General features: G+C 74.5%; 17 protein-coding genes. 9 read left to right on the top strand and 8 right to left on the bottom strand.

The window, feature by feature from the left end:
• Positions 1-47: 47 nt before the first annotated feature.
• Positions 48-1,184: an ROK family protein gene (locus G5C51_RS16045; RefSeq protein ID WP_240929695.1), complete on the bottom strand. Its 1,137-nt coding sequence runs from the start codon at positions 1,182-1,184 to the stop codon at positions 48-50.
• 125 nt (positions 1,185-1,309) lie between these two features.
• Here G5C51_RS16045 and G5C51_RS16040 point away from each other — a divergent pair, with 125 nt between their 5' ends.
• Both G5C51_RS16040 and G5C51_RS16035 read left to right on the top strand, forming a co-directional pair.
• The gene (locus tag G5C51_RS16040; protein WP_165237788.1) at positions 1,310-2,101 is read left to right on the top strand and encodes a putative protein N(5)-glutamine methyltransferase; all 792 of its coding nucleotides are present in this window, start codon (positions 1,310-1,312) and stop codon (positions 2,099-2,101) included.
• A gap of 118 nt (positions 2,102-2,219) precedes the next feature.
• A complete protein-coding gene (locus G5C51_RS16035) occupies positions 2,220-2,609 on the top strand; it encodes an SseB family protein (protein ID WP_165237824.1) in 390 nt (129 codons plus the stop codon).
• A 124-nt stretch (positions 2,610-2,733) separates the two neighbouring features.
• Here G5C51_RS16035 and G5C51_RS43770 read toward each other — a convergent pair whose 3' ends face one another.
• From G5C51_RS43770 to G5C51_RS16025, 3 genes are read right to left on the bottom strand one after another with little or no spacing between them, the layout of a single operon-like run.
• On the bottom strand, positions 2,734-2,859 hold the full coding sequence (locus G5C51_RS43770; RefSeq protein WP_276617637.1) for a hypothetical protein: 126 nt from the start codon (positions 2,857-2,859) through the stop codon (positions 2,734-2,736).
• 34 nt (positions 2,860-2,893) lie between these two features.
• Positions 2,894-3,529: a response regulator transcription factor gene (locus G5C51_RS16030; RefSeq protein ID WP_206313898.1), complete on the bottom strand. Its 636-nt coding sequence runs from the start codon at positions 3,527-3,529 to the stop codon at positions 2,894-2,896.
• On the bottom strand, positions 3,529-4,671 hold the full coding sequence (locus G5C51_RS16025) for a sensor histidine kinase (protein ID WP_206313894.1): 1,143 nt from the start codon (positions 4,669-4,671) through the stop codon (positions 3,529-3,531). The genes G5C51_RS16030 and G5C51_RS16025 overlap by 1 nt, the downstream gene beginning before the upstream one ends.
• A 110-nt stretch (positions 4,672-4,781) precedes the next feature.
• Here G5C51_RS16025 and G5C51_RS16020 point away from each other — a divergent pair, with 110 nt between their 5' ends.
• Positions 4,782-5,459, top strand: coding sequence for a DedA family protein (locus G5C51_RS16020; protein WP_420824820.1), 678 nt, complete (start codon positions 4,782-4,784; stop codon positions 5,457-5,459).
• A 126-nt stretch (positions 5,460-5,585) separates the two neighbouring features.
• On the opposite strand, the gene G5C51_RS16015 is transcribed toward G5C51_RS16020, so the two are convergent.
• Positions 5,586-6,602, bottom strand: a complete 1,017-nt coding sequence (locus tag G5C51_RS16015; protein ID WP_165237785.1) for an aminoglycoside phosphotransferase family protein — start codon at positions 6,600-6,602, stop codon at positions 5,586-5,588.
• A gap of 23 nt (positions 6,603-6,625) precedes the next feature.
• Here G5C51_RS16015 and G5C51_RS16010 point away from each other — a divergent pair, with 23 nt between their 5' ends.
• From G5C51_RS16010 to G5C51_RS15995, 4 genes are read left to right on the top strand one after another with little or no spacing between them, the layout of a single operon-like run.
• A complete protein-coding gene (locus G5C51_RS16010; RefSeq protein WP_165237783.1) occupies positions 6,626-8,026 on the top strand; it encodes a CoA transferase in 1,401 nt (466 codons plus the stop codon).
• A gap of 7 nt (positions 8,027-8,033) precedes the next feature.
• Positions 8,034-8,399 carry a glyoxalase superfamily protein gene (locus G5C51_RS16005; RefSeq protein ID WP_165237781.1) on the top strand — a complete coding sequence of 122 codons (366 nt, stop codon included), beginning with the start codon at positions 8,034-8,036 and terminating at the stop codon, positions 8,397-8,399.
• 40 nt (positions 8,400-8,439) lie between these two features.
• The gene (locus G5C51_RS16000) at positions 8,440-9,003 is read left to right on the top strand and encodes a GNAT family N-acetyltransferase (protein ID WP_165237779.1); all 564 of its coding nucleotides are present in this window, start codon (positions 8,440-8,442) and stop codon (positions 9,001-9,003) included.
• A 5-nt stretch (positions 9,004-9,008) separates the two neighbouring features.
• A complete protein-coding gene (locus tag G5C51_RS15995) occupies positions 9,009-11,057 on the top strand; it encodes a DUF5107 domain-containing protein (RefSeq protein WP_165237818.1) in 2,049 nt (682 codons plus the stop codon).
• 3 nt (positions 11,058-11,060) lie between these two features.
• Here G5C51_RS15995 and G5C51_RS15990 read toward each other — a convergent pair whose 3' ends face one another.
• From G5C51_RS15990 to G5C51_RS15980, 3 genes are read right to left on the bottom strand one after another with little or no spacing between them, the layout of a single operon-like run.
• On the bottom strand, positions 11,061-11,411 hold the full coding sequence (locus G5C51_RS15990) for a VOC family protein (RefSeq protein WP_165237777.1): 351 nt from the start codon (positions 11,409-11,411) through the stop codon (positions 11,061-11,063).
• A 10-nt stretch (positions 11,412-11,421) separates the two neighbouring features.
• A complete protein-coding gene (locus tag G5C51_RS15985; RefSeq protein WP_165237775.1) occupies positions 11,422-12,396 on the bottom strand; it encodes a ketopantoate reductase family protein in 975 nt (324 codons plus the stop codon).
• A 29-nt stretch (positions 12,397-12,425) separates the two neighbouring features.
• Positions 12,426-13,226, bottom strand: a complete 801-nt coding sequence (locus tag G5C51_RS15980; protein WP_165237774.1) for a methyltransferase domain-containing protein — start codon at positions 13,224-13,226, stop codon at positions 12,426-12,428.
• Between the two features lie 147 nt (positions 13,227-13,373).
• On the opposite strand from G5C51_RS15980, the gene G5C51_RS15975 reads away from it, so the two are divergent.
• On the top strand, positions 13,374-13,598 hold the full coding sequence (locus G5C51_RS15975; protein WP_165237772.1) for a DUF6158 family protein: 225 nt from the start codon (positions 13,374-13,376) through the stop codon (positions 13,596-13,598).
• 94 nt (positions 13,599-13,692) lie between these two features.
• Positions 13,693-14,895: an aminotransferase class I/II-fold pyridoxal phosphate-dependent enzyme gene (locus tag G5C51_RS15970; protein WP_165237770.1), complete on the top strand. Its 1,203-nt coding sequence runs from the start codon at positions 13,693-13,695 to the stop codon at positions 14,893-14,895.
• Positions 14,896-14,962 lie beyond the last annotated feature (67 nt).

Raw genomic sequence — 14,962 nt, 5'->3', positions numbered from 1 at the left:
ACTCCGGGAAGGGGCGAGAGGGGCAGGTGGCGCGGTGGGGGTCGGCTTCAGCGGGTGGTTGAGGGGAGGGGGCCTGTCGGGTTGTCGAGGATGGTGTCGACCGAGTCGAGGGCGGTGCGGACGGCGCCGAGGGAGACGCCGGGCTCGCCGAGGGTGCTGACGGCGATCTGCGGGACGTGCAGGGTCAGATCGCGCAGATGCGTGGTGAGTCGGGGGGTGAGCCACTGCCCGGCCGGGGTCACGCCGCCGGAGATCACGACCAGGTCGGGGTCGACGGCGAGGACCAGGGCGGCGATGCCGGGGGCGAGGCGGGCGGCGTAGGCGTCGAGGACGGCGTGGGCTTCGGGGTCGTCGGATTCCAGGGCGCGGACCAGGGCGGTGATCTCCGACTCGCCCTCCTTGTCGCCGTGTTGCCACTGCAGCGCCTCGTGGGCGGAGGCGAGGCCCAGGTGCGGGAGGGAGCCGAGTTCGCCGGCGCCGCCGCGGCGGCCGCGGTGCAGCCGGCCGCCGAGGAGCAGGCCGCAGGCGGCGCGGCGGCCGGCCAGCACGCATGCCACATCGTCGGTCAGGCGGGCGGCGCCGCGCCAGTGCTCGGCGACGGCCGCGAGGTTCACGTCGTTCTCCGCGATCACCGGGCAGCCGAAGGTCTCGGACAGCCGGCGGCCGAGGTCGAGGCCGGTCCACTCGGGCACGATGACCGACCTGATCCGCCCGGCCTCGTCCACCAGGCCCGGCACCCCGACGCCGACCGCCCACAACTCCTCGGCCCGTACGGCATGGTCGTCGAGGAACCGCCGCAGCCGCTGCCGCAGGAAGTCGAGCCGGTCGGCGCCGTCCATCGCGGGGTCGATGTCCTCGCGTTCGGTCGCGCGGACCTCCCCGGCGAGGTCGGCGAGGGTCAGCACGATCTTGTGCAGCCCGATGTCCACACCGGCCACCCGCCCCGCCTCGGCGCGGAACCGGAACCGCCGCGCCGGACGGCCCGGACTGCGCCCCTCGCCCGTCGCCGCCTCGGCGACCCAGCCGCGGGTCGTGAGGTCCTCGAGGGCGAGTTCGAGCGTCGGGCGGGAGAGGTTGGTGGCGGACTTGAGCCGGCTCAGCGTGAGCGGCTCGCCCGCGCGCAGGGCTTGCAGCACGGCGACGGTGTTGAGGCGGCGCAGCGCGCCGAGGTCGTGTCCCTGCATGATGCAGGACTCTTGCATAATGCCGGGGACTTGAGAAGAGGCTGATCCCGGATCTTTTGCAGCACCCCTGCCGAACCCCGGGAGCGCGGGACCCGCCGGCCGCCCCGTGGTGTAAGAAGGGCGGAATGAACCTCTCGCTCGACCCCGCCTCCCACACCGCCCTCATCGCCCGGCTGCGCGCCGCCGGCTGCGTCTTCGCGGAGGAGGAGGCGGACATGATCGCCGCCACCGCCCGTAACCCCGCGGAGATCGACGACATGGCGGCGCGGCGGGCGGCGGGGCTGCCGCTTGAACAGGTGCTGGGATGGGCGGAGTTCTGCGGACGGCGGGTCGCAGTGGACGCCGGGGTGTTCGTGCCGCGGCGGCGGACCGAGTTCCTGGTGGAGCGCGCGGTGGCGGCGGCGCCGGCCGGGCGCGCCGCCGTGGTCGTCGACCTGTGCTGCGGCACGGGCGCGGTGGGCGCGGCGGTGGTGCGGGCGCTACGGGACGCCGAGCTGCACGCCGCCGATGTCGAGCCCGCCGCGGTGCGGTGCGCCGCGCGGAATGTCGCGGCGGTGGGCGGCCGGACGTACGAAGGCGATCTCTTCACGGCCCTGCCCGCCGGGCTGCGTGGCCGGGTGGACGTGCTGGTGGCGAATGTGCCGTACGTGCCGAGCGACGAGATCGCGCTGCTGCCGGGGGAGGCCCGGGATCACGAGCCGCGCGTCGCGCTGGACGGCGGCGCGGACGGGCTCGGCGTGCTGCGGCGGGTGGCGGCGGAGGCGCGCGCGTGGCTGGCGCCGGGCGGGACGGTGCTGAGCGAGACGAGTGAGGCGCAGCGGGCGGCCGCGGTGGCCGCCTTCGCGGAGGGCGGTCTTGACGCGCGGTCGGCTTGGTCGGAGGAGCTCGGCGCGACGGTGGTCGAGGGCCTGAAGTAACGGTTACTCGATCGCTTCCGTCCGATTGAGTGCATGGGCGCATGACGCGAGGGGACTCGGGTATGCGCGGCCCGCCGTCACAGCGAAGAGATTGGGAATCACCATGACCGACATGCCTATGCAGAGCCCCGACGGGAACGCGTCCCCGGCCCAGATGGCGCTGACCGCCCTCGCGGGCACCTCGGACGACGCCGCGGCGCTGGATACCCTCGCCGCCAGCGACGTCCTGGTGCCGGTGCCCGCCGGCGCGCAGGACCCGGAGCAGCCCGACCAGGTGATGCTGCCGGTGATCGAGCAGGACGGGGAGCACCAGGTGCCGGTGTTCACCTCCGAGCCACGGCTGGCGCAGGCGCTGCCGGGCGTGGAGAACTACCTGCGGATCCCGCTCGGCGTCCTCGCCGCCCGCTGGCCGAGCGACGACGTGATGCTGACGATCGACGCGGGCGTCCCTGAGGCCCTGACGCTGCCGGCGGAGGGCGTACGGACGCTGCTGGCCCGCGAGGGTTGAGGGCCGGCCCGTAAAACACGGGTCTCAGTAGGGCAGCGGCCGGCCGCTGGGCGTACGGCGGTCCAGCGGCGGCAGCTCCCGGGGCTTGGGCCTGACCTTGATGCGGATCTGGCGTCCGCCCGGCTTACCCGGCGGCAAAGGACGGACCCGCGGCGGCCGGTGCTGCCCGGAACCGCGTTATGCCTGCCTGCGCCAGGGCGGGGCGGGCAGGGGCGGCGAGCACTTCCGGCAGCCGGTCGCGTGAGGTCATGGCCCCATCATGTGCGCTCGGCAGCGCGCGGGCATCACGAACCGAGATAGCGCAGCACGGCCAGTACCCGTCGGCTGTATCCTTCCCTGCCGCCCAGATCGAGCTTGTCGAAGATGGCGTTGACGTGCTTCTCCACGGCGCTCTGGGAGACGTAAAGCCGCTGCGCGATCGCCGCGTTGGTGTGCCCGGCCGCCATCGCGGCCAGCACCTCCGACTCCCGCGCGGTCAGCCGCTCCAGCGGGTCCGTGTGGCTGCTGCGGGCGAGCAGCTGCCGTACCACCTCGGGGTCGAAGGCCGTCCGGCCGGAGCCGACGCGCTCCAGGGCGTCGAGGAACTCGTCGACCTCCACGACCCGGTCCTTGAGCAGATAGCCGACGCCCTCGGGCGCCGTCGTCAGCAGCTCGGTGGCGTACCGCCGCTCGACGTACTGGGACAGCACCAGCACCCCGACCGCCGGCCGCTCGGCGCGCAGCCGCAGCGCCGCGCGCAGCCCCTCGTCGGTGTGCGTCGGCGGCATCCGCACGTCCACGACGACCGCGTCCGGCGGGTCCGCCGCCACCGCGTCGAGGAGCGCGTCGGCGTCCCCGACCGCCGCGGCGACCTCGTGCCCCTCGTCGGCGAGCAGCCGCGCGAGGCCCTCGCGGAGCAGCGTCGAGTCATCGGCCAGCATTACGCGCACGGCAGCTCCGCGGTGATCGTGGTGGGCCCGCCGGGCGGGCTGTCGACGGCGAAATGGCCGTCCAGCGCGGCGACCCGCCTGGCCAGGCCGGTGAGCCCGCCGCCCGCGGGGTCGGCGCCGCCGCGGCCGTCGTCGGTGACGGTGAGCAGGGCGCCCGCTTGAGAAGGCGCCAGCCGGATGGCGATACGGGCGGCGCCCGCGTGCTTGATGGCGTTGGTGACGGCCTCGGACGCGACGAAGTACGCCACCGTGCGCTGCGCGTCCGGCAGCGGCGCGGGCAGCTCGTACGCCACGTCGACCGGCAGCGTGGACCGCTCGGCGACCGTCTCCAGCGCCGCCCGCAGCCCCTCCTCGTCGAGCGAGGTCGGATAGACCCGCCACGCGACTTCGCGCAGCTCGGTCAGCGCCTGCCGGGACTCCTCGTGCGCCTGCCGCAGCAGCTCCGCTGTCTTCGTTGAGTTCTCCGGGTCCCGGGCGGACGCGCGCCGGGCGCGGCCGATGAGCATGCCGAGCACGACGAGCCGCTGCTGCACGCCGTCGTGCAGATCGCGCTCGATCCGGCGGCGCTCGTCGTGCACGGCCTCGACGACGCCGGCGCGGGTGGCGGCCAGCTCGCCGATGCGATGCCGCAGCTGCGCCTCGTGGCTGGGCCCGAGGAAGTGGTGGGCGGCGTTCGCGTCCAGGGTGGCGACGCCGTAGACGGCCTGAGCGGCGAGGAAGAGCAGGAAGATCCCGGCGAGGCCGGCGAGCAGGACGTTGAGCGGGTAGTCCAGGTCCAGCACGAACCACACCCACAGCAGCGACGAGGTGTAGCCGGCGCCGATGACGGCCGTGAGCAGCACCAGCGCGCCCAGGAACCCGATCGCCCACCGCGCGGCGACGTACCGCAGCGTGCGTGGACCGGCCGCCGGGCCGGTGGCGGGCGTCGCGTAAAAGGCGGCCATGCGCCGCTGCTCCAGCCGCGTGAGCCGGGCGCTCGCGGCGTACAGCGGGCGGCGGGCGCGCGGCCGGGCCGGGGTGGCGACGAGCCACGGCCCGGCGGCGACGGTGAGCAGCAGCTCGGCGAGCGCCGTGACGGCCCCGGCCAGCAGCCCCGCGGCAAGGCGGAGCCAGCGGCGCAGGGAGTGGGGCATGATCGCCACGGTAGCGGAGCGGGACGGGCGGGGGACTGCGGTTTTCCGCAGGAGTGCCGGGTGGCCGTCCGCATTACGTTTTTGCTCGTTCTTTACGTACCGTCGTAGTCATGATCGAGTACGCAGTGCTGAGCAGCGGCGGTACGGACGGCGCCCCCGTCGGCGGCATCGCCGGCTGGGCGGCCGACCTGATGGAGTCGCTGGGCGCCCCCGGCGCGGGCCTCGCCATCGCCCTGGAGAACCTCTTCCCGCCCCTGCCCAGCGAGATCATCCTGCCGCTGGCCGGCTTCACGGCGAGCCAGGGCGGGATGAGCCTGGTGGCCGCGCTGGTGTGGACGACGCTCGGCTCGGTGGTCGGCGCGCTGGCGCTGTACTGGGTGGGCGCGCTGCTCGGCCGCGACCGGGTGGTGGCGATCGCCGAGAAGTTGCCGCTGGTGAAGGCCTCGGACGTCCACCGCACGGAGGCGTGGTTCCTGCGGCACGGCACCAAGGCGGTGTTCTTCGGCCGCTTCATCCCGGTCTTCCGCAGCCTCATCTCGATCCCGGCGGGCGTCGAACGGATGCGGCTGCCGGTCTTCCTCGGCCTGACCGCGGCGGGCAGCGCGCTGTGGAACGCGATCTTCGTGCTGGCCGGGTACGGGCTCGGGTCCCGCTGGCACGAGGTGTCGGACATCGTCGGGGTGTACTCGAAGGTGGTGCTGGCGGTCGCGGCGGCGGCGCTGGTGGCGCTGGTGGTGATCCGCCTGGTGAAGTCGGGCTCGGGCCGGCGGCGCGCGGGCAAGCGCTGAGCGCTACGCGGCGCGCGCCGACGAGGCAGGCGCTGAGCGCTATGCGGTGCGCGGGCAGGCGCTGAGCGCTATGCGGTGCGCGGGTAAGCGCTGAGCGCTATGCGGTGCGCGGGTAAGCGCTGAGCGCTACGCGGCGTCCGCCCACCGCACCAGCAGCTCGCACATCCCCCGCCGGCGCCGCAGCACCTCCTCGGCACCCCCGCCCGCGTCGTACGAAGCCGAGCCGACCGGCACCCCCGCCGCCAGCCGGGCCAGCATCATCGGCGCCAGCCACGCGTACTTGGCGGCCCCGGAAGCCGCGACCGCCCGCCGCACCTCACCCTCGGGCACGCGGCTCCCGGCCTCGCGCAGCCCGGCGAGATAGCCCTCCAGCACCGCCTCGTGGATCCCGGGAAGCAGCCCGGCGTCGATCAGCCCGTCCGATACGGAGTCCACGATCAGGTTCGCCGCGTCCTCCCCGACCGCGCCGTCCCCGACGAACGCCCAGTCCAGCAGCACGCTCCGGCCGTCCGCCGCCGCGATCAGGTTCATCGGCCAGACGTCGAGATGGCACAGCGTCCGCGGCGCCGCCTCCGCCGCCGCGAAGAGATACTCGCGCTTCTCCCACAGCCGCCGCAGCCCGCCGCGCAGCTCCTCCGGCCAGGCCGCCGCCGCGACCGGGTGGTCCCAATCGAGCTGCTCCGGTACGTCCTTGGCGCCGATGTACCGCACGTACTGCCGCAACCACCGCCGGGACAGCCACGCATGCGGCGGCAGCCCGTCCGCCGCCCACCGGGCCTGCCCCGCGCCGAGCCGCCGCGCGAAGTCCCCCAACTGCGCGACGGTCCAGCCGGTCCCGGCGAGTCCGGCCACATCCTCCAGCCACAGCGCGACCGAGCCGTCCGCCCGCGTCTCCAGGTCGCGCAGCCGCGGCGCGGTCACGCCGCCGTCGGCGAAGGCGCTCTCCGCCAGACCGCTCTGATACGCGAGGACTTCACGCCGCCAGTGGTTCCAGTGCCGCGGCTCGTCGCTCGTCGCCCATCCGGTCGCGCCGCCGTCGCCCGGGGTGCAGACCTTGAGTACGGCACCGCGCTCCGGCACCCGCCAGATGCCGCCGGTGGCCTGGTTGTTGCGGTTGTGGGGGAGCTCTTCGTGGCCGGACACCGGGTGAACGTACACTCCGCGGCATGCGCGAAGAAGCGGATGTGAGCAGGTCGGCGTGGGCAGGGCTCGGCGGGGACGCGGAGCTGCTGGAGCGGGTCGAGTACGGAGGGCCCGCGGGGCTGCTGCCTGCTCGGTTGCCGGTCATGGCGCTGGCCCGCGGATCGGTGGCGGTGGCCTCGCTCGCCGCGGCGGAGCTGGCCGCGCGGCGGCGTGGCGGGGACGCGCTTCAAGTGCCCCGGGTGCGAGTCGACGACGGCGCGGTGGCCACCGCGTTCGTGAGCGAGCGGCAGCTGCGGGTGGACGGGCGGGCCGCGGAGAACTTCGCGCCGCTGTCCCGGTTCTGGGCGGCGGACGGCGGCTGGATCCGTACGCACGCGAACTATCCGCACCACCGGGCGCGGCTGCTCGCGGCGCTCGGCGTCGCGGACGGGGAAGGGGTGGTGGAGCGGGTCGCGGCCGAGCTGGCGAAGCGGCGGCCCGAGGACGTCGAGCGTGACGTGTTCGCGGCCGGCGGGCTCGCCGTCGCCGCGCGGGAGCCCGAGGAGTGGGCGGCGAGTGAGCAGGGGCGACTGGTCGCCGGGCGACCGCTGTTCAGCCTGGAGCGGGAGGAGGCCGGCGCGCCCCGCCGGCTCGACGAAGCCGGGCTGCCCGCCGCGGGCATCCGCGTGCTCGACCTGACCCGCGTCATCTCCGGCCCCGTCGCCACCCGCACCCTCGCCCTGCTCGGGGCGGACGTGCTGCGCGTCGACGGGCCGAGGCTGCCGGAGAGCCAGGACGCGCACAACGACACCGGCTTCGGCAAGCGGTCCGCCACCCTGGACCTGGGCGCGGCCGCCGACCGCCGCGCCTTCGACGAGCTGCTCGACAGCGCCGACGTCGTCGTCACCGCCTACCGCCCCGGCGCGCTCGACCGCTTCGGCCTCGGCGCCGCGGCGCTCGCCGAGCGGCGGCCGGGACTGGTGATCGCCCGGCTCAGCGCCTGGGGCGATGACGGGCCGTGGGGCGAGCGGCGCGGCTTCGACAGCCTCGTACAGGCGGCGACCGGCATCGCCGCGGTGCAGCGCGCCGCCGACGGCACCCCGGGCGTGCTGCCGGCGCAGGCGCTCGACCACGCCACCGGCTATCTGATCGCGGCGGCCGTGCTGCGCGCGCTCACCGAGCGGCTCGAGACCGGCGGCACGTACACCGCGACCTTTTCGCTCGCCCAGACCGCGCACTGGCTGCTGACGGCCCCGCGGGCAGCGGACGCGCCCGCGCCCGGCCCGTACGACCCGGAGGACTGGCTGGCCGAAACCCCCAGCTCACTCGGCCTGATCCGGCACGCGCGGTCCCCGATCCGCCACGACGGCGGTCCCGCGGACTGGGCCGCGCCGCCCGGCCGGCTCGGAGGCGACCTCCCGCAGTGGCGGGGGGACGCGGCATAGTGGACGTATGACCGTCTATTTCCGACGCACCGTCCCCCTCTTCCGGATCTTCGACGTCGAGAAAGCCCGGGAGTTCTATGTGGACTACCTCGGCTTCACCGTGGACTGGGAGCACCGCTTCTCCGACGGCATGCCGGTGTACATGCAGGTCAGCCGCGGTGACCTCACCCTCCACCTGACCGAGCACTACGGCGACGCCTCCCCGGGAGCGACCGCGTACATCGAGGTCGACGGCGTGGGCGAGCTGCACGCCGAGCTGCAGGCCAAGGAATACCCGTACCTGAAGCCGGGCGTCGAGGAGGACGCGACGCTCGGGTCGGTCCTGGAGCTCATCGACCCCTTCGGGAACAAGCTGCGGCTGGTCCAGCCCTAGGGCCTGGTTTCGGCTCTGGCCGTTTTCGTACACTCGGGCGATGACCACCGAGCACGAGCACGAGTATGTGGCCCGCGGACCGCGGGTGGCGATCCGTCCCATCACGCCTGCTGACGAGCAGGAGTGGATCCGCCTGGTGCATGCCAGCACCGAGCTGCATCACCCGTGGATGTATTTGCCGAACACCCCGGTGGACTACGCGGACTTCATGGACCGGATCAAGTCGAAGGAGACCGAGTCCTATCTGATCTGCGACGCCGCCGGCGGTGAGATCGTGGGCTTCGTCAACCTCAACTCGATCATCCTGCGCGCCTTCCGCAGCGCCACCCTCGGCTACGCCGCCTTCGTCCCGTACGCGGGCCGCGGCTATATGACGGAGGGCATCGGCCTCGTCACCCGCTACGCCCTCTCCCCGCAGGGACTCGACCTGCACCGCCTGGAGATCAACGTCCAGCCCGGCAACGAGGCCTCCATCAACATCGCCAAGCGCAACGGCTACCGCCTGGAGGGCTTCTCACCCGACTACCTCTTCATCGGCGGCGCCTGGCGCGACCACGAGCGCTGGGCGATCACCACGGAGATGCTCGCCGAGCAGGCGAAGTGACCACCATACGGGCCATCACCGTCACCCTGCCCGCCGCACCGCTCGGCCCCGAGAACCCGCTGCCACCGCTGCGCACCCTCGACGAGCTGCACGCGGTCGAGCCGGGCGAGCTCGGCACCCTCCCCGAGGACATGGCCCGCCAGCTGAGTTACGGCCGGCTGCGCGACACGCTCCCGGTGCGGATGCGCGACGGCTACGGGCGCGAGCGCGCAGAGACCGGCCTCCCGGCGATCGTCATCGAGAACGACCGGCTGCGCGCGACTGTACTGCCCGGCCTCGGCGGCCGGCTGTGGTCGCTCTTCCACAAGCCGTCCGCCCGCGAACTCCTCTACGTGAACCCGGTCCTCCAGCCCGCGTCCTTCGGCCTCGCCGACGCCTGGTTCTCCGGCGGCGTCGAGTGGAACAGCGGCGCCACCGGCCACACCACCCTCACCTGCGCCCCGCTGCACGCCGCGCGCGTACCGGCGCCCGACGGCGGCGAGATGCTGCGGCTGTGGGAGTGGGAGCGGCTGCGCGACCTGCCGTATCAGGTGGATCTGTGGCTGCCGGAGGACTCCGACTTCCTGTACGCCGGGGTGCGGCTCCGCAATCCGCACGCCGATACCCGGCCGGTGTACTGGTGGTCCAACACCGCCGTGCCCGAGCGGGACGGGGTGCGCGTGCTCGTACCGGCCGACGAGGCCTGGTACTTCGGCTACCAGCGGAAGCTCCGCCGGGTGCCGGTGCCGGAGCGCGAGGGCGTCGACCGGACGTATCCGGGGCGCAGCGAATATCCGGCGGACTACTTCTACGAGCTACCGGATGCCGAACGCCGCTGGATAGCCGCCCTGGAGGCGGACGGCCGCGGCCTGGCGCAGGCCTCCACGGACGTGCTGCGCGGCCGCAAGCTCTTCCACTGGGGCTATGGGCAGGGCGGCACGCAGTGGCAGCGGTGGCTGAACGGCGGTGCGGGGGAGGGGTATCTGGAGATCCAGGCCGGGCTCGCCCGTACCCAGCTGGAGCATCTGGCGCTGGACGGGGGCGGGGAGATCTCCTGGCTGGAGGCGTACGGGCCGCTGGCCGCGGATCCGGCGGTGGTGCACGGCGACGACTGGGCGGCGGCGCGCTCCGGGGCGGGGGCGGAGCTGGAGGCGGCGCTGCCGCGCGAGCGGGTCGACGAGGCGTACGGGCGGTGGCTGGCGCAGGCCGACGCCGAGCCGGGGGAGCGGCTGTCGACCGGATCGGGATGGGGCGCGCTGGAGGTGGCGCGGGGCGGCTGGGAGCTGCCGGGGACGCCCTTCCCCGCGGATGACCTCGGGCCGGAGCAGCACCCCTGGCTGGAACTGCTGCGCACCGGCAGGTTCACCGAGGCTGCCGGGGCGCCGGGGTCAGGCCCCGTCGCCACGCCGTGGCGGGAGCTGCTCGAAGCCGCGCCGCCGGGCCCAACGGCCGCGTACCACCTCGGCGTCGCCCGCTGGCATGCCGGCGACGCGGCCGGGGCGGAGGACGCGTGGCGGAAGTCGCTCGCGTCGGAGTGGACGCAAGGGCCGCCCGCGCCATGGACGCTGCGCTGCCTGGCGTACGCGGAGGCGGAGCGCGGCGACGGCGAGGCGGCGCTCGGGCACTACCTCGGCGCCGTCAAGTCCGCGCACGAGCACGCCGGTCGGGGGGAGGACTGGGACGTGCTGCGGTCCGCGCTCGCGGCCGAAGCGGTGCCGTTCTTCCTGCGCGCCGGCCGCGCGGACATCGCGGCGGTCGTTCTGGACCGCCTGCCGGACGAGGCGCGCGCCCGCGGCCGCTTCCAGCTCCTGCGCGCCCAGACCCTCCTCGCGCAGGGCGACGCCCCGGCCGCCCGCGCGATCTTCGACTCCGGCTTTGAGGTCGCCGACCTCCGCGAGGGTGCCGAGGTCCTCGGCGAGACCTGGTCGGCCATCGCGGAGCGGCTGGTGGCGGGGGACGGCGAGATCACTCCGGAGCTACGGGAACGGGCCCGCGCCGAGCACCCGTTGCCGGCCCGGTACGCGTACCGGATGCGGCCGCAGCCGGACCCGGACCCGGACCCGGACCCGGCCTGAGCGTCAGTCCGGGCGCCGGTCCACGTATTCGAAGACGCTGCCGTCCGGGTGCCGGGCGACCAGGTTGCGGCCGATCGGGGTGGGGGACGGGCCCGCGATGATCTCGGCGCCGACCTCGCGGAGGGTGTGCAGTGCCTCGTCCACGTCCTTCACCGCGAGCGTCGCCGCGACCTTGCGCAGCACGTCCACCGTGGCCGGCGGACCGCTCATGAGCAGGAAGCAGCCGACCGCCGCCACCGAGACGCCGCTCCGTTCGAAGCGCAGCGCCTGCTCGCCGGTCAGGCGCTCGTACACGGCGATCGCGGGCTCGAGCTCGTCGACGGCCACGCGCAGTGATGACCCCAGAATCTCCATGACGAGCAGCCTAGTTGGCCTCGGCCGCCAGGTCCGCCGCGGTCAGAGAACCGGGGGCGCGGCCCTCGCGGGCGAAGGCGTTGGCGGTGCGCTGGAGCAGCTCGTTGACCGGAGTGGGGACGCCGAACTGCCGTCCGAGCAGCACGATTTCGCCGTTGAGGTAGTCCGCCTCGATCGAGCCGGTGCCGCGGGTGAGGCTCTGCCAGGACGAGCCGCCGACCTGGCCGACGCCCTCGACCGGCTGCCGGTCCACCCGGTTTCCGCGCACCTCCTTCTGCTCGGCTTCACTCGCGTGAGCGATCCCGGCGGCGGCGAGGACCGCCCGGCCCTCCGCCTGCGCCCGCTCGCGGAGCGCGGCCCCGTCGGGGGAGCCGTGCTCCTCCGGGCCGAGCACCGCGTCGAGGGAATTGGCGAGGTTGCCGAGCAGCTTCGCGTACTTCCAGCGCATCACGTCCGCCGCCACCGGCGCCGCGAAGTGCGACTTCTCCAGGTCGGCGGCGATGGTGCGGGCCGTCTCCGTGCTCCCGGACGGGTAGCGGCCCAGGTGCAGGATGCCGGTCAGCGGGCCGCAGACCGCGGCGACGTGTCCGGGCTCCAGGAACGCGGACGGCAGCCATACGCACATCCCGTACACCTCGGGGAAGCGGCGCAGCGCGAGCCGCTCACCGGCGACGCCGTTCTGCGCGCAGACCACGGGCGTCCGCCCGTGCCGTACCGCCCAGGCGTCGAGGGCGGCGACGGCGTGCTGGGTCTTCACGGCCATCACCAGCACGTCGCCGTCGCGCGGCTCGATTTCGTCCGGGCCCGCCACCACCGGGATGTGCAGGGTGCGGGTGCCCTCCGGCGTCGCCAGCCGCAGCCCGCCCGCGCGCAGCGCCTCGTAGTGCGCGCCGCGGGCCACCAGGACCACGTCGTGCCCGCTCTCGTGCAGCCGCCCGCCGATGGAGCCGCCGACGGCTCCCGCTCCGATGATGATGTAGCGCATGGGGGTGATCCTTTCAGCAGCCTCCGTTGCTACGGAACCCGGCAGAGGATCTCGCCGTGCAGCACCGCGAACCACGCGTCCTCGCACGCCCCCCACTCCCGCCACGCCGCCGCGATCCGCTCCAGGTCGCCTCGGGTGGCGTGGCCGCCGTCGACCGCCATACGCGCGTAGTCCGAGTCCGTCGTACGGTCCGCCCACAGGCCGCTCCACCAGGCCCGCTCCTCCGCCGTGGCGAAGGTCCAGACGGACCCGGTGGCGGTGATGTCCGTGAAACCGGCCTGCCGCGCCCACGACTTCAGCCGGCGCCCGGCGTCCGGCTCGCCGCCGTTGGCGCGGGCGACGCGGCGGTAGAGTTCCAGCCACTCGTCCAGGACCGGGAGCAGCGGATACCAGGTCATCGCCGCGTAGTCGGAGTCGCGCGCGGCCACGTAGCCGCCGGGCCTGGCGACGCGGCGGAACTCCGCCAGCGCCCGCACCGGGTCCGCCACGTGCTGCAGCACCTGGTGTGCGTGCACGACGCAGAAGGTGTCGTCCGCGTAGTCGAGCGCGTGCACGTCCCCGGTGGTGAAGTCGGCGTTCGCCAGGCCCCGTTCGGCCGCGGTGGCGCGGGCCTGCTCCAGCACCCCGCCGGCCGCCTCGAGGCCCGTCACCCGCCCCTCCGGCACCAGCGCCGCCAGGTCGGCGGTGATCGTGCCGGGGCCGCAGCCGGCATCGAGGACGCGCATGTGCGGCTTCAGGTGCGGCAGCAGATACGCGGCGGAGTTCTCCGCGGTGCGCCAGGTGTGCGAGCGCAGCACGGACTCGTGGTGTCCATGGGTGTAAGTCGCCATGCCGCAGACCGTACTGGGAATCTCGAATGGCGAGAAGATATGTCTTGCCATACGGACAAGATCCTTGTCGGGTAGCCGCCCTCCGCCGGGTACCCGATGCTGGGATCCGGGCAGTGCAGCAACGCGAGGCGTAAAGGAGAGCCGGTCATGGGCGGCATCGAACCGCACGAACTCGACGACCACCAGCTGCTCAGGGAGCTGGAGACGATCCATCGCACCCGCCACGACACGCTGCTGCACGGCTCACCCGCCGCGCTGGCCGCGCACAACAACCGCATGGCCGCCCTGGAGGGCGAATACCTGCGCCGACACCCCGACCGCGCCGTCGCCTACGGGCGCACCCGCGACGGTGCCCGCGAGCGGCCCAAGTAGCCCCCGCGCGATCACCCGGGCAGCGGAACCCCACCCCCGCTGACCTCGCCGGTCTGCCAAGGTGGGAAGAAGGTACCGACGCCGGGAGGTGCGGATGCGGCTGGCCGTTCCTGACCCCGGTCTGCCCGTGCTCGACGAGCTCGCGCGCTGTCTCGCGCACGCCGCGGCCCGCACCGACCCCGAGCCCGCGGGCGGCGCCCTGCCGCTGCGCACCGCCGCCGCCGGCTACTACACCCGCCGCGGCCTGCACACCGCCCCCGGCGACACCCTCGCGGGACCCGGCGCGCAGCCGCTGCTGCTCGCGCTGCTCAAGGCGGCCGGCGGCGACGTCCTGGTGCCGCGGCCAGGGGCCGCCTGGTACGCACCCCAGGCCCGGCTGCTGGGCCGCCCCGTGTACGGCGTCGGGGTGCCCGCGGAGAGCGGCGGGGCGCCGGATCCGTTCCAGCTGCTGGAGACCGTCCGAAGGGTGCGCGGCGAAGGCGGCGACCCGAGAGTGCTGATCGTCTCCGCCGCCGATGACCCCACCGGCACGGTGCCGCCGCCCGAGCTGCTGCACGAGGCCTGCGAGGCCGCCGCCGGTGAGGGGCTGCTGGTGGTCAGCGACGAGAGCTACCGCGACACCCTGCACGACCCGCACGACACCGTCGTCGTCAGCCCGGCCGAGATGCTGCCGAACGGCGACCCGGGCGTCGTCGTGATCACCGACCTGGCCGCCGCCTTCCTGCCGGCCGCCTGGCCCGCCGCCGTCGCCCGCTTCCCGGTCGCCGGCCGCGGCGCGCAGCTGCGCGCCGAGATGCAGACCTCCCTCGCGGCCGTACGGGCCGAACTGTCCGCGCCCGTCGCCGAAGCCGCCACCCTCGCGCTCAACGAGGCTCCTGCCGTCACCGAGCGAATACGCGCCGCGGCCCGGCTGCACGGCGCCCTCGCCGCCGCCCTGCACGCCACCCTCGCCGCCACCGGCGCCGTCTGCCGCCGCCCGCACGCCGGGCATCAGGTCTACGCCGACTTCGAGCCGCTGCGCGGCGCTCTCGAGGCCGCCGGGGTCAGCGACTCCGTCGAACTGGAGCAGCACTTCGCCGGCCGCGTCGGCGACGGCGCCGTCCTCGGCGGCCACCGCTTCGGAGACGAGCTGCACGCGCTGCGCGTCCGCTTCGCCACCGCGCCGCTCACCGGCGCCGTCGACGAGGAGCGGGAGCGGGCGCTCACCGCGGCGGACCCGCTGGAATTGCCCCACGTAGCCCAGGCGTTGACCTTCCTCGGATCAGCAGTCACCGAGCTGACAGGAGCCCCGCGATGACCGAACAGGCAGAGCGCTCCCTCGACCACCGCCCGCCGCCGGCCGCGACCCGGCCGGCGGCGGGCGG

It is taken from the genome of Streptomyces coryli, assembly GCF_011044975.1.
GTDB lineage: Bacteria > Actinomycetota > Actinomycetes > Streptomycetales > Streptomycetaceae > Streptomyces > Streptomyces coryli.
The sequence above is the reverse complement of the archived record's forward strand: the minus strand, read 5'-3'. Positions and strand labels throughout refer to the sequence as shown.